This window comes from Phenylobacterium sp. (genome assembly GCF_035569475.1).
In the GTDB taxonomy this organism is placed as follows: domain Bacteria; phylum Pseudomonadota; class Alphaproteobacteria; order Caulobacterales; family Caulobacteraceae; genus Phenylobacterium.
The window spans coordinates 1-21,576 of the sequence record NZ_DATMNA010000064.1; the positions used below are offsets into that span (position 1 = coordinate 1).

The window sequence follows — 21,576 nt, forward strand, 5'->3', positions numbered from 1 at the left end:
CCGTCGGGAGACACCGATACGGCCGTGAGGGTCGCGGTCTCGCGGACCTTGCCGCGGGCCAGGGTCTTGCGGCTCTGGGCGCGGGCCTGGGCGAGCGTGCTGACGCCGTAGGGGGCGATCCGGTTGTCGTTGCCGAGCGCCTGGTCGGTGAACCGCGCGGCGGGGGCGAAGGTGGCGAAATAGGCCGCCAGGTCGCCGGCGTTCCAGGCGTGCGACTGGCGCGCGGCCAGGGCGCGGACCTGGGGCTCGGTGAGGCGGGGACCGGCGGCCAGGGCCGGGCCTGCGAGCAGCGCCAGGAAGGCGAGGGTCAGCGGCCCGCGCATCGGCCTATCGCCGCCAGAAGTGGAAGGCCGCCCAGCCGCCCTGAAGGGCGTCGAGGTCCAGGCCGAGGGTGAAGCTGAGCGTCGCCGCGGCGCGGAACAGGACGGCGCTCGCGCCTGGAACCCAGAAGATCACCAGAAGCAGGCCGATCATGACCAGGCCCTCCGCTTTGTTGATGTGCGGCGCCAGGCGGGCCGGCAGGAACGGGCGGATCGCGCCGAACCCGTCGAGACCGGGGATCGGCAGCAGGTTGAGGATCAGCCCCATGGCCTGCAGGAAGCCCAGCACCGTCAGGGCCTCGAAGAGGGCCAGCGGCCCCGCGCCCGAGACGCCGGCCTTGGCCCAGGCGATCAGGCCGAAGGCGATCGCCAGCAGCATAGCCAGCGTCGCCGCCGGCCCCGCCAGCGAGGCCGCGGCGCGCCACAGCCGGCTGCGGATCAGGTCGTTGCGGATGTAGACCGCCCCGCCGGGAAAGCCGACGCCGCCCATGGCCAGCGCCAGCAGCGGGATCACCAGGCTGACGCCCAGGTCGCCGTAGCGGCGCGGATCGAAGGACAGGTAGCCCTTCTCGGCCACCGTGCGGTCGCCGCCCAGCCAGGCCGTCGCGGCGTGGCTGAACTCGTGGGCCATCACCGACAGGATCCAGCCCACCATCACGAAGGCGAAGACCGCGAGCCCGCTGGGCCGGGCGACGACCAGCGCGCCCAGCGCCAGCCAGACAACCAGGATCGCCGGCCCGACGAACGGGTTGGGCTTGGCGAGGGCGGGCGGGGAGGCGGCGGTGTCGGTCACAGGGACCGCATAGCACGGCTCAGGCGCCTACCCTTTTGGTCGTAAGAAATTCAACGCCGCGGCTGGGTTGGAATCCAGAACTACATCGGCGGCTTGGCGCCGTTTTCCCCGATCGAGACCGAACCGGCGACCAGGCCGGTCGAGGTCTTGTCGACCTTCATGAAGACCGGCGCGCCGACCTTCAGTATCTCACGCGTCCCCGGGCTGATCTGCACCACGGGCACGTTCGCCGGGACCGTGATGTGGCGCTTGCCGTAGGAGTAGTTCACGTCCAATTCCCGCGAGCCCTTCTTGCCGGCGACGACCGTGCCGACCGTGCCGTTGGTCATCATCGAGCCGGGCTTCAGGTCCCAGCCGTAGTGGCCCTCGCCCATCTTCACGCCGGGCGGGAAGACGTGGACTTCCAGGCTCACCCCCGTGCCGTCGGCCTTGGGCATTTCGGCGGTGCCGATGAAGCTGCCGGCCTGGATGGCGTCGATGGCCACCGGCTTCATCACCGCGACGCTCCAGGTGGGGGTCAGGGCCACGACCTGCGGCCCCTTGTCGGTCTTCACCGTCAGCGAGGCGGGGCTCATGGCCGTCACCGTGCCGCGCACCACTGTGGGCGTCGGCGGGGTCTGGGCGGCGGCGGGCGGGGCCGTGGCGGAAAGGGCGAGCGCGGCCAGCGCCACGGCGCCGAACATCTGGGCGGCGGACTTGTTCATGGGCGTTTCCCTTTGCCGGCGGTTCAAAACCGATCCCCGTTCCGGGCAGATAGGACCCATGACCATGGGCGTCAACGTGGCGTGGCGACAGAAACCTCCCCGCGTGCGGGGGAGGTTTTTCGAGCGGCCGCCTACTTCCGCATCGCTGCGGTCGCGGCCCGCGCGGCCTTGAACTCGGAGTCGGGGTTCCAGGTCGGCCAGCGGCTGGAGTTGGCGAGGGACCGGCCGACCTCGTAGAGCAGGTCGACGTCCTGGGCCGCGCCGCGCAGGTCCCAGGCGGCGCTCCAGTCGTCGCAGACCTGGTGGTAGCACTTGGCGGTGTAGTCGTTGACCCAGCGCTCACCGGCCTCGCGGCCGCCCTCGACCAGGTCGGGGCCGCCGGCCATGCCCATGATCAGCACCGTCGGCACCCCGCGCTTGGCGACGCTGAAGTGGTCGGCGCGGTAGAACAGCGCCTTCTCCGGGTGCGGGTCCGGGGTGATGGTGCGGTGCTGGCGCTGGGCGGCCTTGGCCATGTCGCCCTCGAGGCTGTCCTTGCCCGAGCCCACCAGCACGAGGTCATGGCTGGGCCCGGCGGTCTCGACCACGTCCATGGTGAAGTCGCCGGCGGTGGTGGCCAGCGGGAGCTTCGGGTGCGCGGCGTAGTATTCGCTGCCCAAAAGGCCGCGCTCCTCAGCGGTCCAGACGCCGAAGAGCACAGTGCGCTCGGGCTTCGGGCCCTTGGCGAAGGCGCGCGCGATCTCCAGCACCCCGGCCACGCCGATGCCGTCGTCGGCCGCGCCATGGCGCACGGTGTCGCCGGAGGCGTCGGGAGGACCTTGCCCGAAGGCGTCCCAGTGGGCGCCGAACATGACGCTTTCCTGGGGCCGGACCGCGCCGGGGATCTGAGCCAGGACGTTGTGGCTGGTCAGGCGGGCGGTCTTGACGGGGAAGTCGGCGGAAAAGCCGGCGCCCTTCAGCTCCACCGGCTTGAAACCGTAGGTGCGGGCGCGGACCTTCTCGGCCTCGAAGTCGAGGCCGGCCTGTTTGAAGAGCTCCACGGCCAGGTCGCGCTGGATCCAGCCCTGCATCAGGGGGTGGACCCTGGCCGGGTCGGCGCGGACCACGTCGTAGCTGTCGCCGTTGGAAGCCACGACGGTGGACCAGGGATAGGCGGCCCCGGCGGTCTCGTGGACGATCAGGCAGCCGAGCGCGCCCCGGCGGGCGGCCTCCTCGAACTTGTAGATCCAGCGGCCGTAGTAGGTCGCCGCCTTGCCGCCGAACTTGCCGGCCACCGGTTCGGTGGCGGCCGCCTCGAAGTCGGGGTCGTTGATCAGGACGACGGCGATCTTGCCCTTCAGGTCGACGCCCTTGAAGTCGTCCCACTTGCGCTCCGGCGCGGTGACGCCGTAGCCGACGAAGACCAGGGGCGCGTCCTTGAGCTGCACGCGGGCGACCGGGCGCTGGGTCCAGACCATGACGTCCCTGGTCTCGGCGAGGTCGCGGGTCCTGCCGCCGGCGGTGAGCGCAAAGTGGGTGGCCGCAGGGTCGACCTCGAAGCGGATCAGCGGCACGGCCTGGGTCCAGCCGCCCTTGTCGCCGGCGGGTGTGAGGCCCGCGGCTTTGAACTGGCTCTCGATGTAGGCGAGGGTTCCGGCCTCGCCGGGACCGCCCGGCGCGCGGCCGGCGAGCTTGCTATCGGCGAGGACTTTGACGTCGGCGGAGAGGCGGGCCGGGGAGATTGGGCCGGAGTCGACTTTGGTCTGGGCGGAAGCCGAAAAAGCCGTCAGGGCGGCGGCTAAGGCGAGTGAAGGGATGCGCATGGCGCAACCCTAGCCATAAATCTCATGGCTGCCAGTCTGCTTGGCGGTTTGGGCAACTCAAGGAGCGGCCATAGGCCGCCCGCGTGGCGGCGCGCCAGGGGCGCGTCCTTGACTTGCCCAAACCGCCAAGCTCGCATCTGACCATGAGATAGAAGGGCCGGCGGCATCCTGAAGGATGCCCGTCTCGGATCTCCCAAAGCTGCCATCCCGGACAGCCGCTGCGCGACTTCCGGGATGACACGGGTTGTGGGGCGCCCATAAAAGAAAAGGGCCGGCGCTTCGCAGCGCCGGCCCAATTCGTTTCCGCGGCCCCCGAGGGAGCCGGCGTCGGTCCTTAGGCGCTTTGCAGCTGGCCCGCGGACGTCTTGCCGTTGCGGGGGTCCTTTTCCAGCTCGTAGCTGATCTTTTGACCCTCGTTCAGCGAGGACATGTTCGCCCGCTCGACGGCGGAGATGTGCACGAACACGTCTTGACCGCCGTCATCCGGCTGAATGAAACCAAAGCCTTTTTGGCCGTTGAACCACTTCACGACACCAGTCGCCATATCAGTATCCCCTTCCGGGTCTTAAGTATTCACGCGCCCACGATAGGCGGCGAGATCAAATTTTCGGAGAGGGTCGAGGGCGGTTCCGGCGCCCGATTGGAAAATCGGGGGTGGAGAGCGGGCGAGCCAAAACGATATTCGATGCCGCCATGTCCCATTGTTTTGCGTCAAATGCAAGGAAATTCGCCCGGATCTGGCGGATAAGACGAGACGTGGCGGGCGTTTACATGTATAAAACTTGTTTCCTGCCCTCCCACAACCGTCCCGGGCTCGCGGCGCGCGCGCCGTGCTTAGAAGGATCTTCCCACCATGGCCATTCGTGGCGCGGCTGAACGCGAAACCCTTACCGTGGCGCGACATGAAGGCCGCTGGGCGGTCGAGCACCTGGGGATCTTCTCCGACCACACCGGTGAGAAGGAAGAAGCCAAGGCCGCCGCCAACAAGCGCGCCCGCGCGCTGCAGGACGCCGGGCGTCCCTGCCAGGTGCGGGTGAGCGGCGAACACGGCTTCTTTGCGGACGCCTGAGAATGAACAGCTCACACGAAAAACCCGCCCGCCGCCGCGGCTCCGCCGCTGAAGAAGCCCGCCTGGCGATCGAGACCGCCGAGGCCGACGGCGTCGCGCGCAAGGACATGACGCTGCGCATGACCCTGCGCGACGTCTCCGAGCTGAAGCGCGACCCGAAGGTCGCCACGGCCGATATCAGCTTCGGCGCCGACGGCATGCACTACCTGGGCGTGGCGGTGGAAGCCGGCGGGGTCGTGCAGTCGAACCTGGACCGCGGCGACACCAGCTTCGTCCGCGGCGCAGCCGCCGCCGGCCCGCCCGCCAAGGTCAAGGCGACGCGCAAGAAGGCGGTCAAGAAGGTCGCCGTTCCCGCCACGGCGGAGTAGGGCGCGCGAATGCCTCTCCCCGAGCCGCGCGAGAGAGGGAGAGGGCGGCGCAGGACATGCAGCCTCGCTCCTTCCATCGTCTACGGAGGTCGGGTCCTTGCCGATCCGCGGCGGCTCACATCGTGACGAGCCGCCCTCTCCCTACCCTCTCCCTCTCGGCTTCGCCGGGGGAGAGGCGAGTAGCGTTAAGCCCTACTTCTTCAGGGACGCCTGGATGGCGGTGATCTTGTCGAGGTGCGCCTGCACCGTCGGCGCGAGTTTGGCCGCGGCGTCCTTCAGGCCGGGGTCGGGGCCGTCCTTGGCGTAGCCGTTGAGGAGGTCGAGCGCCTCCTTGTGGGCGGCGACCTGCTGGTCGGCGTAGACCTTGTCGAAGTCGGCGTCGGGGGCGGCGTTCAGGTGGTCGATGAAGCCGTGGCGGCGGTTGTCGAGGTCGGCGGCCGGCGTCTGGCCGGCGGCCTGGGCCAGGGGCGCCATCGCCTTGGAGCTGGCCGTGTGGTCCTTCACCATCATCCTGGCGAAGGCCTTGATGTCGGGGTTCTTCGACTTCTTCTCGGCGATCTGGGCCGCCTGGATCTCGTACATGTCCGACTGGCTGGCGTTGGACACGAAGGCGGCCGTGTCGTGCGGGCCCAGGGTGTTGGCCGAGGTCGCGCCGACCGCGGCGCCGGTGGCGTCCTCGGCCTTGTTCACCGCCTGGCCGGCGGCGACCGTGGTGTCGGAGGCCGTCGTGCTCGCGGGCTTGTTGCAGGCCGCCAGCGAAAGGGCGGCCACCGCCGCGGCGCTTAAGAGCAGGGCGTGTTTCATGGCGTTGCGTCTCCCGGTAGATTGTGTGGGAGACAAAAGTCGCGCTGCGGGGCTTGGTTCCGAACCGCGTTAGGCGCCACCCGAAGTGGGTCGAGGCCCGCCGCGCTTGACGCGGCGCGCGCGGCGAGGCTGATCGCCGGGCATGAACGACATCCCCGACGATCCGTCCGCCGACCGAGAGGCCGCACGGCGCAAGCTGGTGGGCCGCGCCATGGTGATCGGCCTGCTGGTCCTGGTGGCGATCTACGCCGCCGCCACGTTCCTGGGGCGGCGCTAGACCCTATTTGGTCTCGGCCACCGTCTTCATGGTGGCCACCAGCCCGGTGAACTGCTTGGTCCGGCGATCCTTGTCGGCGGCCTTGTCCGCAGCCTCGTGCTTGGGCAGGGCGTCGGCGTCGTAGACCAGGGTGTAGAGCAGCCTGGAATGGCCCTTGTCGATCGGCTGGATCTCCACCGTGCCGTGGTAGTCGATCGGCGATTTCGGCTGGGAGTAGGTGTAGGACCAGGCGGTCTTGGCGACGAGCAGCTCCTCGACGCGGCCGGCGATGGTGCGCACCGAGCCCACTTGGCCATCGACGCCCGCGGTGATCGTGCAGGTGGTCTTGAACCAGGTCCCGATCAGGCAGTAGCCGCTGATCTTCTTCCAGGCCGCATCGGCCGGGGCGTTGATGGTGGTCTCCAGCGGAATGGTCACGAAGTCGGTGGCGCGGGCGGCGCCGGCGCAGAGCGTGAGGCCGGCGAGCGCGGCGGCGGCGATCTTCAGGTGCATCTTGAGTTTCCCCCTCGTTTGTTGGTCGTTCGCGACTGTGCCCATGCGACGTGGCGGAAGCCAAGGGGCCTGGGCGCGGGTTTTCAGGCCGCCGGCAGGCGGAGCGAGGCGCGCACGCCGGAATGGGCCGGGTCGTAGAGCACCTCGGAATTGAGGCTGGCGGCCATGGCCTTGATCAGCCGGCCGCCCAGGCCCGTGCCCCGGACCGCGCCGCCGCTGGAAAGGCCCCCGCCGTCGTCCTCCACGGTCAGCGTCAGCCCCTCGCCGGCGTCGACCAGATGGATGCGGACCTCGCCGGCCTCGTCACGCCCGTAGGCGTATTTGCAGGCGTTGGTGACCAGCTCGTTGACGATCACCCCCACCGACACGGCCTGGTCGGTGGCCAGCCGCACCGGGTCGGCCACCAGGCTGAGCCCGCGCGGCGAGGCGGCGGAGGAAAGCGTGTCCTGCAGCTCGCGCACCAGGGCGGCCAGGTATTCGCGCATGTCCACCGACTCCACGTCGCCCGACGAATAGAGCCGGCGGTGGACCTGGATGATCGCCTCGATGCGCCGCTGGGTGTCCTTCAGCGCCGCGCGGGCGTCGCCGTCGGTGGCCGAGGCCTGCATCTGCACGAAGGCCGAGACCAACTGCAGGCTGTTGGCGACGCGGTGGTTGACCTCGCGCAGCAGGGTCTCCAGGCGGGCGTTGGTGGTGGACAGGTCCGCGGTGCGGGTGGCGACCTGGGCCTCGAGGTCGCGGTTGAGCGCGCTGAGTTCGGCGCGCGAGGCGGTGAGGTCGCGGGTGTAGCGCAGGATCACCAGCACCGAGCCGGCGCCGACGGCGAGGAGCAGGAATCCCGCGGCGGTGGCGATCTCGACCAGGCGGTCGATCGAGGCCCGGCGGGCCCGGTCGCGCACGGCCAGCTTCTGGCGTTCCTCGGCCAGCATGCGGTCGGTCTCGGCGCGGATCGCCCGGGTGCTGGCCACGGCGGTGTCTTCGTAGAAGGCCGAGCTGTCGTTGGCGCCGCCGCGGGCGAAGGCGATGGAGACGTCGATGGCCTGGATCTGCTGGTTCAGAAGCTTGTGCAGCGCCGCGACGTTGGCCTGCTGGACGGGGTTGTCGACCGTCAGCCCCTGGATGCGGCCGACCGCGGCCTCGATCTGGCCCCGCACCGTCTGCACGCCCGCGACGAAGCGCTCGTCGCGGGAGAGCAGGTAGCCGCGGCGGGCCGTCTCGATCCGCTCGTCGAGGATGCGGAAGTCGGAGATGGCGGATTCGACCTGGTAGGTGTGCGCCACCAGGCCGGTGAAGTTGAAGTTCTTCGCCAGCACCGAGGCCGCCAGCGCGCCCACCGCCACGAGGGTGAGGAATCCCACCGCCACCGCGCCGACGACGAGCCTGTTGAAGGACCGCTCGGAGCGGAGGCGCTGACGGTCGTTTGCGCTGAGGTCAGCCGGCGAGGGTTTCAAGTTCGGCCGCGTCGATGTCTTCGTTGGAATAGACGTTCTGGACGTCGTCGTCGTCGTCCAGGGTCTCCAGGAGCTTCATCAGCGTGGCCGCGGAGTCGCCGCTGACCGGCGTGCGCGCCTTGGGCCGCCAGGCGATGGCTGTGGCCTTGGCGGGACCCAGCGCCGCCTCCAGCGCCGCGGCCACGTCGGAGAGGTCGGCGAAGGCGGTGTAGACGGTGTGGCCGTCCTCGTCGGATTCCACGTCCTCGGCGCCGGCCTCGATGGCGGCTTCCATGACCTTGTCCTCCGACCCGGCCTCGGGCCCGTAGCTGATCTGGCCGACCCGGTCCCACATGAAGGAGACCGAGCCGGTCTCCCCGAGGTTGCCGCCGTATTTCGAGAAGGTGGAGCGCACCGAGGCGGCCGAACGGTTCCGGTTGTCGGTCAGCACCTCGACGATGACGCCGACCCCGCCGGGGCCGAAGCCCTCGTAGCGGATCTCCTCATAGGCCTCGGCCTCGCCGCCGCTGGCCTTCTTGATGGCGCGGTCGATGACGTCCTTGGGCAGGGACTCGGCCTTGGCGTTGTTCACCGCCAGCCGCAGCCGCGCGTTCATCGCCGGGTCGGGCAGGCCGGCCTTGGCGGCCACGGTGATCTCGCGGGAGAGCTTGGAGAACAGCTTGGAGCGTGCGGAGTCCGCGCGGCCCTTGCGGTGCATGATGTTCTTGAACTTGGAATGTCCGGCCATGGTCCGCTTGCGGTCGATCGGGAGTGGAAAGAACAGCGGTTCTATCCTTCACGCCCGCGCTTCGGAACCCCTGCCATGTGCGCGGGTTTGCCTCAGTGGACCGCCAGCGGGAGGCTTGGCCATGAGCGAACAGGTCGTCGCGGACTTGGAAGACCTCGAGCAACCGGCTCCTGACGGGGAACTGGTGCATTGGATGGAGCCAAGGCCCCTGACCGCCGGCCCGGCGGGCGTCTCCATCGCCGTGGCGAGCGGTTTCGTCCTGGGCGTGGCGGGGACCCTGGCTGTCCTGGCGCTGGTTGGCTGGCTGGGACCCGAGCGCGAGATCGCGGCGCCGGGCCGGCGCCGGTAGACACCGCTACGCCATCGGTTCGCAATCGATGCGGCCGACGCCGCCGTGCTGAAGCAGGAAGACCGCGTCCTGGGGCACGTCCTGCTGGCCGGCGAGGTCGCGGGGCAGGTCGGCGTATAGCCCGCGCAGGACGCGCCCGGAGATGCCGTGGCTGACGGCGATGACCTTGCGTTCCGGCTCCGGCGGCAGGCCGGCCAGCCAGTCGCCGACCCGGGCCGCGACGTCCTCGTAGCTCTCCCCCGTGGCCGCGTCGAAGGCCCAGCCGGTCCTGCCGAAGGTCTCCGGGTGCTCGGCCTCGAGCTCGGCGCGCAGGCGGCCGTCGTGGGCGCCCCAGCTCATCTCCTTGAGCCGCTCGTCGAGCTCCACCGGCAGGCCGCCCAGCGCCTGCGAGACGATCTCGGCGGTGGAGCGGGCGCGGCCCAGCGGGCTGGAGACGATCCGCCAGCCTTCGGGCTCGCGGATCAGGTCGGCCAGCAGCCGGCCCACCGCCCTGGCCTGGCGCACGCCAAGCTCGGTGAGCGGCGAGTCGACATGGCCCTGGATGCGGCGCTCGTGGTTGAACTCGGTCTGGCCATGCCGAACCAGGTAGATCATCGCTTGCGGCGCACCACGGGGTGCGAGGTCGACAGGCCTCCGTCGACGGCGAGGGTCTGGCCGTTGATATAGGACGCCTCGTCGCTGGCCAGGAACAGGCCGGCATGGGCGATCTCGTCGGGGACGCCGTAGCGGGTCAGCGGGTTGAGCTGGCCGATCTTGTCCTCGTTGCCGCGCGCCCGGGCGCCGTCGAAGATCGGCTTGGTCATGCCGGTCTCGATCAGGCCGGGCGCGATGGCGTTGACCCTCACGCCTGTCCCGTAGAACTCGTTGGCCGAGGTCTGGGCGAGGCTGATGACGCCGGCCTTCGACGCCGAATAGGCCGGGCCGCCGGCGCCGGAGCGGATGCCGGCCACCGAGGCGGTGCAGATGATCGAGCCCTTGCCGGCGGCGATCATCGGGATCGAGGCGTACTTCACGGCCAGGAAGGCGCCGATCAGGTTCACCCGCAGGATCTCGGCCCAGTAGTCGGCGGTCTGCTCGTGCAGCGGCGTCCAGCCGCCGGACACGCCCGCGTTGGCCCACACCACATCCAGCGTTCCGAACTCGGCCTGGGCGCGGTCGATGTAGGATTTCACGAAGGCGTCGTCGCCGGCGTCGCCTTGCAGGGCGACCGCCTTGCCGCCGGCCTGGCCGACCATGGCCGCGGTCTCGGCGACGCTGTCGGCGCGGTCGACGCAGACCAGGCGCGCGCCCTCGCGGGCGAACAGCAGGCTGGCGGCGCGGCCGATGCCGCTGCCCGCGCCGGTGATGACGGCCGTGCGGCCCTGGAGGCGTCCCATGGGTGTTCCTTCGATCTCTTAGGCGGGGGTTTTGGCGCGGCGGGCCGCGGCGGCGATGGCGTCGACGAAGATGTCGTAGAGGCCGGGCGGCAAGTCGTGGCCCATCCCCGGAACGATCCGCAGCTCCGCGCCGGGAATGGCCGCGGCGGTGGCCTCGCCGCCCACCTTCATCAGCAGGGGGTCGTCCTCGCCGTGCAGGACGACGACCGGCAGCTTCAGGCCCTTCAGGGCGGCGGTGCGGTCGCCGTCGGCGCGGACGGCGGCCATCTGGCGGGCGACGCCGGGGGGATTGTAGGCGCGGCTGTGCTCGGCGATCACCCGGGCGCGGTTCTCTTCGTCGGTCCAGGGATATTTCGGGCTGCCGATGGTGCGGGCGTTGGCCATGCGGTCGGCGACATAGGCCTCGAAGTCGGCCTTCGGGTCCGGCGGCGGGACGTTGAGCACCGCGGCCGCCTCGGGCGTCGACCTGAAGGCCTCGGGCGCCCCGGTGGTGGACATGATCGAGGTCATGGACAGGATCCGATGCGGATGGTCGAGCGCCATGCGCTGGACGATCATCCCGCCCATGGAGACCCCGGCGACATGGGCCTGGCGCACGCCCGCCGCGTCGAGCACGGCGATGCCGTCGTTGGCCATGTCCTTCAGCGTGTAGGCCTCGCCCGGCCACGCAGAGAGGCCGGTGTCGCGGTTGTCGAAGCGGATGGCGCGGTAGCCCTTGGCGACCAGCTTCGCGCAAAAGGCCTCGGGCCAGCGGGTCATCTGCGAGCCCAGGCCATTGACCAGCAGGATCGTCTCCGGCCGGTCATCGCCGAAGCTCTGATACTCGATCTCGACAGGGCCGTTGTGGGCGCGGGGCATATCCAACCTCCTTCGCCTCTCCAGTGTCATCCCGGCCGCAGCGAAGCGGAGAGCCGGGACCCATAGACTCCGATGGGCGGCGGATCGCTGGAGAGCTTCGTGTTTATGGGTCCCGGATAGGCGCTGAGCACTTTCCGGGATGACAGCGCGAACTACGGAATCAAGAGCACTCTGCCGACCGCCTGGCGGCTTTCGATGTAGCGGTGGGCCTCGGCGGCGTCCTTCAGGGAGAAGGTGCGGTCGATCAGCACTTTCAGGGTCCCGTCGGCGACGTCCTGGATCAACTGCTGGATGGTGTCGTGCACGCGGTCGGTGGCGATCTCGGCGCCCAGGAATACCCCGGAAAGGCTGCGGTTGCCGCCCATCATCGTGCCCACGTCGACCTTCATCGGCTCGCGCCCCGCCTGGCCGACCATGGAGACCCGGCCGCGGTAGGCCAGCGACAGGATCGAGGTCTGCAGGGTGGGGCCGCCGACGGGATCGACGATCACGTCGGCCATGTGCTTGTCGGTCAGGCGGGCGACCTCGTTCACCACGTCGTCGCGCTGATAGTTGATGCCGTGGGTGAGGCCGTAGGGCTTGAGCTTTTCCAGGCGCTCGTCGGAGGAGGCGGTGGCGAGCACCATCGCGGCCCCGGCCCGCGCGGCGAGCTGGATCGCGGCCACGCCGACGCCCGAGGCGCCCGCCTGCACCAGGACGATCTCGCCCTTCTTCATGCGGCCGAATTCGAACAGGCAGTCGTGCGCGGTGCCGAAGGGCACGGGGATGGCGGCGGCCAGGCGCACGTCCATGCCGGGCGGGATGACCCAGGCGGTCCGGGCGGCCACCGCGCGCAGCTCGGCGTGGCTGCCGAAGGCGCCGGTGGTGACCACCTTGTCGCCGAGCTTGATGTTGTCGACCTCGTCGCCGACCGCGACGACCTCGCCGGCGGCCTGATAGCCCACGATGTGCGGCTTGGCAGCGAGGGCGCCGCGGAAGCGGTTGAGCGTGTCGCCGCCCTCAATGGACACCGCCTCGACGCGGATGACGATGCCCTTGCGATGGCATTCCGGGTCCGGGACGTCTTCGTAGCGGAAGACCTCGGGACCGCCGTTCTCGTAGTAGACCGCAGCCTTCATCGTGGCGTTTCCCATCCAAACAGATGTTTGACGGAAGGCATCCCACGAGGGCGCGAGGCGCGCAAGGCAAGGGTTCGCAGGATGCCGTCCCGGCCGCCTGGCAGTGTCGCGTCAGGGTTGAGATTCTCGCAATCTTTATGCTCTCATTATGCCTCGAATCGGTCGGGGCTCCTCGTACGTGAACGTCTTCTTTGTCTGTGGGGCTCCGAAGTCGGGGACCACCTGGCTGCAGCGTGTCCTGGACGCGCACCCGGAGGTCTGCTGCTCCGGCGAGGGCCATTTCATCAGCCGTTTCAGCATTCCCGCGGCCAAGGTGGTCAACGACTACAACGTGGCGCTGTCGGTGGAGGCGAGGCAGGTCTACGAGGGCCGGCCCTACTACGACGGCGTGGACCAAGCCGAGTTCGACGAGATCGTGCGCGCCTTCGTGCTGCGCAGGCTCGGCGCCCGGGCCGACGGCCAGACCCGATGGATCGGCGACAAGACCCCCAGCTACACCCGATACCTGGGCGTGCTGCACCGGCTGTTCCCGGCGGCCAAGATCATCCACATCGTCCGCGACCCCCGCGACGTCGCCGTGTCCAGCATGGGCCACAACCGGCGCGCCGGGTTTGCCGAGGCGTTCGAACCGGGCGCGGACCAGAACCGGCAGGTCATCGCCCAGGCGGTGAAGCTGTGGCTGGAGGCCGTGACCGCGGTCGACGCCTTCGCGCGGTCGCATCCGTCGCTGGTGCACGAAGTGATCTATCGCGACCTGCATGCCAACCCGATCGGCGAGGCCGAGCGGCTGTTCGGCTTCCTGGGCGCGCCGACCGACCGGGTGTTGATGGCGCAGATCGCCGCGGCGACCAGCTTCGAGGCCCTGTCCGGCCGGCCGCCGGGCGACGAGGACCCCTCCTCCTTCCTGCGCAAGGGCGTCGTCGGCGACTGGAAGGCGCGCCTCGATGCGGAGGCGGCGGCCCACATCTCCGAAAGCTGCGGCGAGTGGATGGAACGAAAGCGGTTCGCGGCCTGACGGCCTCCATCACGCCCGTGGACAGATGGCGGCGGCGCGCCGATGCTCCCGCCGAAAGCCGGGGCGAGGAGAAGCCATGACGCGGGCGCTGGTGCTTGGGGGCGGCGGGCCCGTGGGGATCGCCTGGGAGAGCGGGCTGATCGCGGGCCTGGCGCAAGGGGGCGTCGACCTCGGCCAGGCGGACTTCACCCTGGGCACCTCGGCCGGCTCCTTCGTGGGCGCGCGGCTGGCGCTGGGGGCGGAGGCCGCGACCCTGGCCGATCCGATCATCGCCGACGAAATTCCGGCCGAGCGTCCGGGCGGGTCCGAGCGGGCGGCGCCGGCGGACCTGTCGAAGCTGATGGAGCTGATGGCCGAGGCCCAGGGCGGCACGCGCAATCCGGCGGAAGTCCGCGCGGAAATCGGCGCCTGGGCCCTGGCGGCGCAGACCCCGAGCGAGGAGGCCTTCATCGAGAGCTTCGGCCGCTCGTTCGCGACCCTGCCGGCCGACGCCTGGCCGGAGCGCGGCTTCGCCTGCACGGCGGTGGACGCCGAGAGCGGCGCCTTCAAGATGTGGACCAAGGCCTCCGGAGTGGGCGTGGTGCGCGCGGTGGCCTCGAGCTGCAGCGTGCCGGGGGTCTATCCGCCGGTGACGCTGAAGGGGCGGCGCTACATCGACGGCGGCATGCGCTCGGCCACCAACGCCGACATGGCGGCCGGCCACCAGCTGGTGGTGGTGATTGCGCTCAGGCTCGGCGCCGGGGGCGGCGTGGTCGGCGAGCGGATCGCCGCGCGCTTCGAGGAAGAGATCGAGACCCTCAAGGGCGGCGGCGCGACGGTGCTGACCATCACCCCGGACGAGGCCAGCGTGGAGGCCTTCGGCCTGAACCTGATGGATTTCCGCAAGCGGCCCGGCGCGGCCAGGGCCGGCGTCGCCCAGGGTCTGGCCTATGCGAAGGACGTCGGCGCCTATTGGAGCTGACGCCGAACCCCAAGGCGCCGCCGGCGGGCGACCCTTTCCGTCAGCCTTGCGCGCCGCGACCAGGACCCGCGCCCCTCAGGTCGGATCAACCTGAGGGGAGGGAAGGGCTGCAGATATAGTCTAGGCGGCCGCCATGGCCCCGCGGCGGCGGCGCAGGAGCGCGCCGGCGCCGAAGAAGCCCGAGAGCAGCAGGGCCCAGGTGGCCGGTTCCGGAACGCCGCCGCGGACGGCCGCGGTGACGCTGATGTCATCGATGCCCTGTTCGGACGGGTCGTTCCGGGATTCGATCGTCAGCGTGTCCGAACCCGTGCCGGTCACCTGAAGGTTGTACTGGGTCCAGACCTGCGGTGTGGGCGGGCTCTGGCTGGGCACCGGGCCGAAGACGGCCACGTTGTTCCAAAGGACGGCGAAATTCCCGATCGGCCCGGCGTTCGGCGCGTAGATGTGCCAGAAGCTCAGGTTGTAGACTTGGCCCGCGGTGGTCGTCAGGACCTGGGACATGAAGTCGTCGCTGCCGACGGCGCCCAGTTCGGCCGCCCAGGCGCCCGAGTGCGGCGCGTTGGGACTTGTGCCCACGTAGGTCGCGCCGGTGTTCCCGGTCAGGGTCCAGTCCGTGAAGTCGCCGGTCTCAAAGCCGCCGTTCTGCACCAGTTCGACTGCGCCGGCCGCGCCGGCGAGAAAGCTGGTCATCAGCACCATCGCTGCGCCAGCCAGAAGAGTTTGAGTCTTCATGTCAGCCCCACATATGGTCGATCTGGCGACGACAATGATGGTTGATGAATTATCAACAAGCAGATTCCCCTGGCGCGGGAATCCTGAACAAGCGTGGCCGTAATGCGCCGCGATTGCTGTTGAACGACTAAAGGTTGCGCTTCACGAAGGCGCGTATGGCGGCGACGATCTGGTCCTGGTCGTCTTCCGAAAGGTACGGGTGCATGGGCAGACTGATGACCCGGCCCGCCTTGGCCTCGGTGACCGGCAGGCCGCCGGGCGCGGTCGGATAGACCGAATAGACCCCCTGCTTGTGGATCGGGATCGGATAGTAGACCGCGGTCGGCACGCCCTGCTCGCGCAGGTAGGGTCCGAGGCTGTCGCGGCCCCCCTCCGGCGTATCGCGCAGTTCGATGGTGTACTGGGCCCAGACGCTGACGCCGCCCTCGAGCACGGTCGGCGTCTTCACCAGGTCCGAGAGCCCCGCGGCGTAGCGGTCGGCGACCCGGTTCCGGGCGGCGATCTCGTCCTCGAAGATCTTCAGCTTTTCCAGCAGGACGGCGGCCTGGATGGTGTCCATGCGGGAATTCATCCCGATACGGACGTTCAGGTATTTCGGGTCGTGCTCGAAGGTCTTGCCCTCGATGTCCGACTTCACCGCCTGGCCGTGGACCCGCAGGGAGACCAGCAGGTCGTGGAACCGCGCGTCCTTGGAGAGCACCGCTCCGCCGTCGCCGTAGCAGCCCAGCGGCTTGGCCGGGAAGAAGGAGGTGGTGGCGACGTCCGCCCAGTGGATCGGGTGACGGCCGGCGAGCGTGCAGCCGAAGCCCTGGGCGCTGTCGGCGATCAGCTTCAGGCCATGCTTGGCGCAGACCCGGGCGATCGCCGGATAGTCGGCCGGGCCGCCGAACAGGTCGACCGCGATCACCGCGCGGGGGACGAGCTTGCCCTCGCGCTTCACGGCCTCGATGGCGGCCTGCAGGCTCTCGGGGTCGAGGTTGTAGGTCTCCGGGTCGATGTCCACGAACACCGGCGAGGCGCCCACCAGCGGCATGGCCTCGGCCGTGGCTGCGAAGGTGAAGGACGGGCAGAAGACCGCGTCGCCCGGCCCGATTCCCCAGGCCATCAGCGGCAGGACCAGGGCCTCGGTGCCCGAGCCGCAGGAGAGCGCGTGGGGCGCCTGGCCGAAGGCGGCGAGTTGGCCTTCGAACTCGGCGATCTCGGGGCCCATGATGTAGGCGCCCGAACGCACCACCTTGAGGATCGCATCCTCGAGCGGCTGGCCGAGGCGCTTGCGCTGCGCCTGCAGGTCGATGAACGGGATCATGGCTTAAGGTCTCTCGCGAACGTGCGGGGCGCCTATGCCATGCGTCGGGCGGCCAAGCCAAAACACGCTTGGTGTCGCGGTGTTTCGCGATCCCTCCCCATGACGGGGAGGGGAGGTCAGATCTGCCTGGCCCTGCCTTCCCAGTAGGGGGCGCGGACCTTGTTGCGCTGGATCTTGCCGGCTTCGGAGCGGGGCAGGTCGGCCACGAAGTCGACGCTCCGCGGGACCTTGAAGGCCGGCAGGTTCATGCGCGCGAAAGCCAGGATCTCCTGGGCCAGCTCTTCGGAGGGCTGATAGCCGTCCTTGAGCATGATCACCGCCTTGACCTGCTCGCCCCACTCGTCGTGGGGCACGCCGACGGTGGAGCTATCGGCCACCGCGTCGTGCTTGATCAGCTCGTTGTCGACCTCCTGCGGGTAGATGTTCACCCCGCCGGAGATGATGGTCTCGGCGTTGCGGCCGGTGAGGAACAGGTAGCCGTCCTCGTCGAAGTAGCCCACGTCGCCCATGGTGAAGTAGTCGCCGACCCGGTTGGCCAGCGTCTTGGCCTCGTCCTTGTAGTAGGTGAAGCCGCCGCCCGGAGGCAGTTGGTGGTAGATGCCGCCGGGCACGCCCGTGGGGCATTCCTCGCCGTTCTCGTCGAGGATCTTGGAGCCGAGCAGGGCCGGGCGCTTGCCGACGCTGCCGGGCTTCTGCAGCCATTCCTCGGAGGAGATGACGAAGCCCGCGCCGCCCTCGGAGCCTGCGTAGTATTCGCTGAGCACCGGGCCGAACCATTCGATCATCGCGGCCTTGACCTCCGGCGGGCAGGGCGCGGCGCCGTGGACGATGTACTTCACGTGGCCGACGTCGTGGGCCGCCTTCACCGCGTCCGGCAGGGCCAGCAGCCGCTGGAACATGATCGGGACCATGTGCATGTGGGTTACGCGCTTGGCGACGATGGCGGCGAGGATGGCCTCGGAATCCCACTTGTCGAAGAACACCAGCTCGCAGCCCGCGCCCATGGCGCCGCGGACGTCGAAGGCCAAGGGCGCGGCGTGGTAGGCCGGGCCCGCGCAGAGCTGCACCGAGGTCGCGTGGTCGTAGCCGCGCATGGCGTAGAGCCCCTGCATCGGGATCACCGGCTGGGCGCGGTAGACGCCCTTGGGCCGCCCGGTGGTGCCCGAGGTGTACATCATGGCGTTGCCGAGCAGCGGGTCGGGGATGTCGGCCCCGTCGAGGCCGGCGAGAATCTGGTCGTAGGGCTCGAAGCCCGGGATCGGGCCGCCGATAGCCACCTTGGCCAGAAGGCCCGGGCACTGGGCGACCGCCGCCTCGGATGAGGCGACGCGAGCCTCGCAGAACACCGCCTTGGCCTCGCAGTCCTTGACGATGTAGGCGATCTCGTCGGCGGTCAGGTGCCAGTTGACCGGGGTGATCCGCCAGCCGGCGCGCTGGGTCGCGGCCAGGACCTCAACGAACTCCGCGCGGTTGGAGCAGACCAGGGCCACCGCGTCGCCGGCCTTCAGGCCCTTGGCGCGCAGCAGGCGCACGATGCGGTTGGCCTGGGTGTTGACCTTGCCCCAGGCGTGGGTCCGGCCGTCGGGATCATGGATGAAGACCGCATCGGGCTTGAGGTCCGCCCAGACGGCGAGGGTCATGCCCACGGTCGCCGCCTCGGCCAGCCGGTCGTCAAGGCTCACCCCGGCCAGGTCCTGGCGGTCCTTCACGTCTTCCATCAAATCCTCCCGGCGCCTCATGAAGCGGCGCGCTGAATGCTCTTGGAGGGCCTCGGGGGACGGGACGAAATAATCCGCGTCCCTTTCGATCCGGGGACCTCGCCGCCACCAAATCACGGGAGAAGGCGGGCGACAATTGGGCGGCTTCGACTCAACCCCCGTCGCGGCTCAGCTCGCAGATCCAGTTCACTTCCCAGGTCTTGCCGCCGTCACCGGAGAAGGCCTGCTCCATGAGAGCCTTGGCCTGGCCGGTGTGGGACCACTCGTAGCGGATCAGGACCGAGCGGCCCTTCCAGTCCGCGTAGGCGTAGAAGCGCCCCACGCCGCCCTCGAACGCGCCGACCTGCGGTGGCGTGTCCAAGACGCCTGAGTCCATGTCGACGCCGTAGATGCTCCACTGGTGGGACGTCGGATTGTAGATCCGCAGGGTCTGCGCCTTGATGTGCAGATGGTCCTTCGGGTCGTCGACTTCGAAGTCCTCGAGGTTGGCGCTCGTGCCGAACATCTTGCGATGGTTCGAGCGGCCGTCGTACTCGACCCACCTCGTGGAGCCGACCAGCCGGTCCGGCAGCCGCTTCACGTGGGCCTTCCAGTCGCCGATCAGGAAGTCGAAGTCGTGGGCGCCGTCATGCTGGGCCGGCGGCGGGACCCGCGCCGGCTGGGCGCTCGCCGGGATCGGCGCCAGGAGGACTGCGGCGGCGAGGGCCGCGGCGGGACGGTTGTGGCGGGACATCTCGAGCCTCGTTTCGGAACCAGGCGGGACCCTAGAGACAGGCTGCTGACACCTTCTGTCAGCTACCTGCGCTGTCAGCCGAAGGTCTTCGCCGCCCAGCGCCAGGCGAGGTAGCCGGCGCTGGCCCCCACGAAGGTCAGGAACGTGCCCCAGCAGATGTCGATGACCGTGATCCGCGTCGCCCAGACCTTCAGCGTCGCCTGGTTGGTGAGGTCGTAGGTGGCGTAGGCGAAGGCGCCCAGGATCGCGCCGGTCAGGGCGGTCTTGCCGAGGCCCGCGTCCCTGTTGGGCAGGATCGCCAGTAGCACCACGCCCAGGACGTAGACCAGGTAGAAGACGATGGCCGCGGGCAGGGCCGGCTTGTCGGCCAGCGCATAGTCGAGGGTCGGGCGATAGACCTTCTGGCCGGCCAGCGTGAGGTAGGCCGCGTCGAGTGTGGCGATGCTGACGCCGGTCCCCAGGTAGGCGATCAGGTATTTCAGCATCGTCCTACTCCGCTCATCCCCGCGAAGGCGGGGACCCAGGCTTTTTTCCGTTGCGGCGCTAGGAATGGGCCGCGCCTCGCTAACTCGAACTCTGAAACACAAAACACCTGGGCCCCGCCTTAGCGGGAAGGGGCGGAGACATTGAGATCCCTACGCAGGCCTCAGCCGGTAGTGGCTGACGCCCCATTCGTCGCCCCCACGGTGGCCGAAGAGGCCGGCGGTGGCCAGGAAGAACAGCCGCCAGCGCCTGTGCCAGAGCGGGGCCTTGTCGCCGTAGACCGCCTTCAGCACCGGGCGGATGGCGGCGATGTTGCGGTCGTAGTTCTCGAGCCAGTGGAGTGCGGTCTTCTCGTAGTGGGTCCCGCTCCAGCGCCAGTCCTGCTCGACGGCGAAGAGGTCGGGGAACTGGCGCATCAGGTTGTGGCTGGGCATGACGCCGCCGGCGAAGAAATGCTGGGCGATCCAGTCGGCCTCGTCCTCCACATCGAACCGGTAGGGGCCGGTGCGGTGGGTGAAGATGTGGATGAACAGCCGCCCGTCGGGCTTGAGCCAGGTCTTCACGCGGCCCAGCAGGGCGCGCCAGTTGGCCATGTGCTCGAACATCTCGACGCTGACGACGCGGTCGTAGGTTCCCGCGTCCGGCGGGCTGAAATCGTTCATGTCGGCGGTGACGACCGCCAGGTTGGTCAGGCCCTCGGCGGCGGCGCGGCCGCGGATGTAGTCGCCCTGGCTGGCCGAGTTGGAGACCGACCTGATTTTCGAATTTGGGTAGGCCCGCGCCATCCACAGCGACAGCGAGCCCCAGCCGCAACCGAGTTCGAGGATCGCCTGGCCGTCGTGCAGGTCGGCGTGCGCGCAGGTCTCGGCGAGCGCGCGGTCCTCTGCCTGGGCCAGGGTGTCGCCGGGTTCGTAGAGGCAGGAGGAGTACTTCAGCCGGGGGCCGAGGCAGGCCAGGAAGAAGTCGGCGGGGACCTCGTAGTGCTGTTCGTTGGCCGCGTCGGTGTGCTCGGCGATCGGCCGCTCGGCCATCTGGCGGGCGAAAACGGCGTCGGCGTCGGGGCCCGCGGCGGCGGCCTGGCGGCGGGCGCCGGAGACCAGGAACTCGATGGCGGCCCGGCGCACGGCGTCGGGCAGGGGCGCGCCCTCGAAAGCCTGGAGGGCGGTCGATACGAAACTCATTGAAGGTCCTCTAGGCGGATTTGGGCGGGAGCGGGAAGAAGGCGCTGACGCGGGCCTGGTAGGCCCGGTAGGCCTCGCCCTTCGACCTGAGCTGGGCCTCCTCCAGCGGCGGGATGCCGCTGACCCGGGTGAGCAGCAGGAACATGACGACCGGGGCCGAGAGGCTGAGCCAGGTGAGCGGGCGCGCCGGGTCGAGCGCGATCACCGGATAGGCCAGCCAGGCCAGCCATTCGAAGAAGTAGTTGGGATGCCGTGACCAGCCCCACAGGCCCACGTCGGCCACTTTGCCGGCATTGCCCGGGTCGGCCTTGAAGAGCTTCATCTGGGCGTCGGCCAGGCCCTCGCCGCCGAGCGCGACCAGGAAAACCGCCACGCCCAGGACGTCGCGGAAGGCGAGCGCCGCGCCGGGCGTCCGGGCGGCCGCCAATACCGAGAGCGCCAGGAGGGCCGAGGCCGGCGCCTGCGGCAGGGTCACGAACAGCATCCTTCGGGCGTAGTCCCGGCCCCAGTCGGCGCGGAACCTGGCGTAGCGTGGGTCCTCCGGGTGGGCGGCCACGCGCGGGGCGAGGTAGCCGCCGAGCCGCAACGCCCAGAGCGCCACGAGGCCCGCGACCAGCCATTGCCGCATCTGCGGCGCGGCGCCCGGTTCCAGAGGGAACAGGGCGGCGGCGGCGAGCGCTATGCCCGTGCCGAAAGTCCAGAAGACGTCGGTCCACCCGCCGTTGCTGCGAGCCAGGCCATACCCCCACGCGCAGATCATCACGACCGTCATCCCCGCGAGCACCGCAAGGCTTAGAACCCAGATCATGCCGGACCCACTTTCCACGCTTCCCATACGCGGTCATACCTTGGCTCGGATGCATCCGCTGGGGGAAGCCTTCCGTAGCTCAATGAGGCCGCGCCGCCCCGGCGCCGCGGCCCAGTTTGCGCAAGAGGTCA

At 69.6% G+C, this 21,576-nt stretch carries 26 protein-coding genes; 6 read left to right on the forward strand and 20 right to left on the reverse strand.

From position 1 onward, the window contains the following. The 5 genes from VNW53_RS09720 to VNW53_RS09740 form a co-directional block, all read right to left on the reverse strand. The coding region (locus VNW53_RS09720; protein ID WP_325555354.1) for a hypothetical protein at positions 1-323 on the reverse strand (323 nt) is incomplete at its 3' end. Between the two features lie 4 nt (positions 324-327). Continuing rightward, positions 328-1,113 carry a site-2 protease family protein gene (locus VNW53_RS09725; RefSeq protein ID WP_325555355.1) on the reverse strand — a complete coding sequence of 262 codons (786 nt, stop codon included), beginning with the start codon at positions 1,111-1,113 and terminating at the stop codon, positions 328-330. Positions 1,114-1,193: 80 nt separating this feature from the next. Then, positions 1,194-1,817 carry a hypothetical protein gene (locus VNW53_RS09730; protein ID WP_325555357.1) on the reverse strand — a complete coding sequence of 208 codons (624 nt, stop codon included), beginning with the start codon at positions 1,815-1,817 and terminating at the stop codon, positions 1,194-1,196. A gap of 131 nt (positions 1,818-1,948) precedes the next feature. Further along, positions 1,949-3,619: a M28 family metallopeptidase gene (locus tag VNW53_RS09735; RefSeq protein ID WP_325555358.1), complete on the reverse strand. Its 1,671-nt coding sequence runs from the start codon at positions 3,617-3,619 to the stop codon at positions 1,949-1,951. Between the two features lie 334 nt (positions 3,620-3,953). Further along, the gene (locus tag VNW53_RS09740) at positions 3,954-4,163 is read right to left on the reverse strand and encodes a cold-shock protein (RefSeq protein ID WP_293371733.1); all 210 of its coding nucleotides are present in this window, start codon (positions 4,161-4,163) and stop codon (positions 3,954-3,956) included. 309 nt (positions 4,164-4,472) lie between these two features. On the opposite strand from VNW53_RS09740, the gene VNW53_RS09745 reads away from it, so the two are divergent. Continuing rightward, positions 4,473-4,688 carry a hypothetical protein gene (locus VNW53_RS09745; RefSeq protein ID WP_325555360.1) on the forward strand — a complete coding sequence of 72 codons (216 nt, stop codon included), beginning with the start codon at positions 4,473-4,475 and terminating at the stop codon, positions 4,686-4,688. A gap of 2 nt (positions 4,689-4,690) precedes the next feature. Beyond that, positions 4,691-5,056: a hypothetical protein gene (locus tag VNW53_RS09750; protein WP_325555361.1), complete on the forward strand. Its 366-nt coding sequence runs from the start codon at positions 4,691-4,693 to the stop codon at positions 5,054-5,056. Positions 5,057-5,248: 192 nt separating this feature from the next. Here the strand turns inward: VNW53_RS09750 and VNW53_RS09755 are convergent, their stop codons facing one another. Continuing rightward, positions 5,249-5,860 carry a DUF4142 domain-containing protein gene (locus VNW53_RS09755; protein WP_325555362.1) on the reverse strand — a complete coding sequence of 204 codons (612 nt, stop codon included), beginning with the start codon at positions 5,858-5,860 and terminating at the stop codon, positions 5,249-5,251. Between the two features lie 142 nt (positions 5,861-6,002). Between VNW53_RS09755 and VNW53_RS09760 the strand changes: the two genes are divergently transcribed. Continuing rightward, a complete protein-coding gene (locus VNW53_RS09760) occupies positions 6,003-6,137 on the forward strand; it encodes a hypothetical protein (RefSeq protein ID WP_325555363.1) in 135 nt (44 codons plus the stop codon). A gap of 3 nt (positions 6,138-6,140) precedes the next feature. Here VNW53_RS09760 and VNW53_RS09765 read toward each other — a convergent pair whose 3' ends face one another. From VNW53_RS09765 to VNW53_RS09775, 3 genes are all read right to left on the reverse strand, one after another. Beyond that, complete coding sequence (locus VNW53_RS09765) at positions 6,141-6,629, reverse strand: SRPBCC family protein (protein ID WP_325555365.1); 489 nt, start codon at positions 6,627-6,629, stop codon at positions 6,141-6,143. An 83-nt stretch (positions 6,630-6,712) separates the two neighbouring features. Further along, positions 6,713-7,987, reverse strand: a complete 1,275-nt coding sequence (locus tag VNW53_RS09770; protein WP_325555366.1) for a sensor histidine kinase — start codon at positions 7,985-7,987, stop codon at positions 6,713-6,715. Between the two features lie 73 nt (positions 7,988-8,060). Beyond that, on the reverse strand, positions 8,061-8,807 hold the full coding sequence (locus VNW53_RS09775) for a YebC/PmpR family DNA-binding transcriptional regulator (protein WP_325555367.1): 747 nt from the start codon (positions 8,805-8,807) through the stop codon (positions 8,061-8,063). A gap of 121 nt (positions 8,808-8,928) precedes the next feature. On the opposite strand from VNW53_RS09775, the gene VNW53_RS09780 reads away from it, so the two are divergent. Next, positions 8,929-9,156 carry a hypothetical protein gene (locus VNW53_RS09780; RefSeq protein ID WP_325555368.1) on the forward strand — a complete coding sequence of 76 codons (228 nt, stop codon included), beginning with the start codon at positions 8,929-8,931 and terminating at the stop codon, positions 9,154-9,156. A 6-nt stretch (positions 9,157-9,162) separates the two neighbouring features. Here the strand turns inward: VNW53_RS09780 and VNW53_RS09785 are convergent, their stop codons facing one another. The 4 genes from VNW53_RS09785 to VNW53_RS09800 all read right to left on the reverse strand — a co-directional run bounded on the left by VNW53_RS09785 (position 9,163) and on the right by VNW53_RS09800 (position 12,508). Then, entirely contained in the window at positions 9,163-9,750 is a 588-nt protein-coding gene (locus tag VNW53_RS09785; protein WP_325555370.1) for a histidine phosphatase family protein, read from the reverse strand. Beyond that, positions 9,747-10,532, reverse strand: a complete 786-nt coding sequence (locus tag VNW53_RS09790) for an SDR family NAD(P)-dependent oxidoreductase (RefSeq protein WP_325555371.1) — start codon at positions 10,530-10,532, stop codon at positions 9,747-9,749. Before VNW53_RS09790 ends, VNW53_RS09785 begins: the two co-directional genes overlap by 4 nt. A gap of 18 nt (positions 10,533-10,550) precedes the next feature. Then, the gene (locus VNW53_RS09795; RefSeq protein ID WP_325555372.1) at positions 10,551-11,390 is read right to left on the reverse strand and encodes an alpha/beta hydrolase; all 840 of its coding nucleotides are present in this window, start codon (positions 11,388-11,390) and stop codon (positions 10,551-10,553) included. Positions 11,391-11,542: 152 nt separating this feature from the next. Continuing rightward, positions 11,543-12,508: a zinc-binding alcohol dehydrogenase family protein gene (locus VNW53_RS09800; protein WP_325555373.1), complete on the reverse strand. Its 966-nt coding sequence runs from the start codon at positions 12,506-12,508 to the stop codon at positions 11,543-11,545. A gap of 178 nt (positions 12,509-12,686) precedes the next feature. Here VNW53_RS09800 and VNW53_RS09805 point away from each other — a divergent pair, with 178 nt between their 5' ends. Together VNW53_RS09805 and VNW53_RS09810 are read left to right on the forward strand one after the other, a co-directional pair. Next, positions 12,687-13,523: a sulfotransferase gene (locus VNW53_RS09805; protein WP_325555374.1), complete on the forward strand. Its 837-nt coding sequence runs from the start codon at positions 12,687-12,689 to the stop codon at positions 13,521-13,523. 76 nt (positions 13,524-13,599) lie between these two features. After that, entirely contained in the window at positions 13,600-14,484 is an 885-nt protein-coding gene (locus VNW53_RS09810; RefSeq protein WP_325555376.1) for a patatin-like phospholipase family protein, read from the forward strand. Positions 14,485-14,604: 120 nt separating this feature from the next. Here VNW53_RS09810 and VNW53_RS09815 read toward each other — a convergent pair whose 3' ends face one another. The 7 genes from VNW53_RS09815 to VNW53_RS09845 all read right to left on the reverse strand — a co-directional run bounded on the left by VNW53_RS09815 (position 14,605) and on the right by VNW53_RS09845 (position 21,445). Beyond that, positions 14,605-15,174, reverse strand: coding sequence for a PEPxxWA-CTERM sorting domain-containing protein (locus VNW53_RS09815; RefSeq protein ID WP_325555377.1), 570 nt, complete (start codon positions 15,172-15,174; stop codon positions 14,605-14,607). 169 nt (positions 15,175-15,343) lie between these two features. Further along, on the reverse strand, positions 15,344-16,522 hold the full coding sequence (locus VNW53_RS09820) for a DegT/DnrJ/EryC1/StrS aminotransferase family protein (RefSeq protein WP_325555378.1): 1,179 nt from the start codon (positions 16,520-16,522) through the stop codon (positions 15,344-15,346). 116 nt (positions 16,523-16,638) lie between these two features. Next, on the reverse strand, positions 16,639-18,240 hold the full coding sequence (locus VNW53_RS09825; protein ID WP_325555379.1) for an AMP-binding protein: 1,602 nt from the start codon (positions 18,238-18,240) through the stop codon (positions 16,639-16,641). Between the two features lie 151 nt (positions 18,241-18,391). Continuing rightward, positions 18,392-18,973, reverse strand: coding sequence for a DUF1579 domain-containing protein (locus tag VNW53_RS09830; protein WP_325555381.1), 582 nt, complete (start codon positions 18,971-18,973; stop codon positions 18,392-18,394). A 74-nt stretch (positions 18,974-19,047) separates the two neighbouring features. Next, positions 19,048-19,458, reverse strand: coding sequence for a DUF2177 family protein (locus VNW53_RS09835; protein WP_325555383.1), 411 nt, complete (start codon positions 19,456-19,458; stop codon positions 19,048-19,050). 150 nt (positions 19,459-19,608) lie between these two features. Next, positions 19,609-20,637: a cyclopropane-fatty-acyl-phospholipid synthase family protein gene (locus VNW53_RS09840; protein WP_325555385.1), complete on the reverse strand. Its 1,029-nt coding sequence runs from the start codon at positions 20,635-20,637 to the stop codon at positions 19,609-19,611. Positions 20,638-20,647: 10 nt separating this feature from the next. After that, positions 20,648-21,445, reverse strand: a complete 798-nt coding sequence (locus VNW53_RS09845) for a DUF1295 domain-containing protein (RefSeq protein WP_325555386.1) — start codon at positions 21,443-21,445, stop codon at positions 20,648-20,650. Between the last annotated feature and the right edge of the window lie 131 nt (positions 21,446-21,576).

Bases quoted from the DNA above. Each gene is read 5' to 3' on its own strand.
- VNW53_RS09810 (WP_325555376.1), top strand. From the start codon at position 13,600: ATGACGCGGGCGCTGGTGCTTGGGGGCGGCGGGCCCGTGGGGATCGCC.
- VNW53_RS09775 (WP_325555367.1), bottom strand. From the start codon at position 8,807: ATGGCCGGACATTCCAAGTTCAAGAACATCATGCACCGCAAGGGCCGC.
- VNW53_RS09820 (WP_325555378.1), bottom strand. From the start codon at position 16,522: ATGATCCCGTTCATCGACCTGCAGGCGCAGCGCAAGCGCCTCGGCCAG.
- VNW53_RS09830 (WP_325555381.1), bottom strand. From the start codon at position 18,973: ATGTCCCGCCACAACCGTCCCGCCGCGGCCCTCGCCGCCGCAGTCCTC.
- VNW53_RS09825 (WP_325555379.1), bottom strand. From the start codon at position 18,240: ATGGAAGACGTGAAGGACCGCCAGGACCTGGCCGGGGTGAGCCTTGAC.
- VNW53_RS09795 (WP_325555372.1), bottom strand. From the start codon at position 11,390: ATGCCCCGCGCCCACAACGGCCCTGTCGAGATCGAGTATCAGAGCTTC.
- VNW53_RS09765 (WP_325555365.1), bottom strand. From the start codon at position 6,629: ATGCACCTGAAGATCGCCGCCGCCGCGCTCGCCGGCCTCACGCTCTGC.
- VNW53_RS09760 (WP_325555363.1), top strand. From the start codon at position 6,003: ATGAACGACATCCCCGACGATCCGTCCGCCGACCGAGAGGCCGCACGG.
- VNW53_RS09800 (WP_325555373.1), bottom strand. From the start codon at position 12,508: ATGAAGGCTGCGGTCTACTACGAGAACGGCGGTCCCGAGGTCTTCCGC.
- VNW53_RS09815 (WP_325555377.1), bottom strand. From the start codon at position 15,174: ATGACCAGCTTTCTCGCCGGCGCGGCCGGCGCAGTCGAACTGGTGCAG.
- VNW53_RS09840 (WP_325555385.1), bottom strand. From the start codon at position 20,637: ATGAGTTTCGTATCGACCGCCCTCCAGGCTTTCGAGGGCGCGCCCCTG.
- VNW53_RS09740 (WP_293371733.1), bottom strand. From the start codon at position 4,163: ATGGCGACTGGTGTCGTGAAGTGGTTCAACGGCCAAAAAGGCTTTGGT.
- VNW53_RS09780 (WP_325555368.1), top strand. From the start codon at position 8,929: ATGAGCGAACAGGTCGTCGCGGACTTGGAAGACCTCGAGCAACCGGCT.
- VNW53_RS09790 (WP_325555371.1), bottom strand. From the start codon at position 10,532: ATGGGACGCCTCCAGGGCCGCACGGCCGTCATCACCGGCGCGGGCAGC.
- VNW53_RS09835 (WP_325555383.1), bottom strand. From the start codon at position 19,458: ATGCTGAAATACCTGATCGCCTACCTGGGGACCGGCGTCAGCATCGCC.
- VNW53_RS09745 (WP_325555360.1), top strand. From the start codon at position 4,473: ATGGCCATTCGTGGCGCGGCTGAACGCGAAACCCTTACCGTGGCGCGA.
- VNW53_RS09735 (WP_325555358.1), bottom strand. From the start codon at position 3,619: ATGCGCATCCCTTCACTCGCCTTAGCCGCCGCCCTGACGGCTTTTTCG.
- VNW53_RS09845 (WP_325555386.1), bottom strand. From the start codon at position 21,445: ATGATCTGGGTTCTAAGCCTTGCGGTGCTCGCGGGGATGACGGTCGTG.
- VNW53_RS09785 (WP_325555370.1), bottom strand. From the start codon at position 9,750: ATGATCTACCTGGTTCGGCATGGCCAGACCGAGTTCAACCACGAGCGC.
- VNW53_RS09750 (WP_325555361.1), top strand. From the start codon at position 4,691: ATGAACAGCTCACACGAAAAACCCGCCCGCCGCCGCGGCTCCGCCGCT.
- VNW53_RS09755 (WP_325555362.1), bottom strand. From the start codon at position 5,860: ATGAAACACGCCCTGCTCTTAAGCGCCGCGGCGGTGGCCGCCCTTTCG.
- VNW53_RS09730 (WP_325555357.1), bottom strand. From the start codon at position 1,817: ATGAACAAGTCCGCCGCCCAGATGTTCGGCGCCGTGGCGCTGGCCGCG.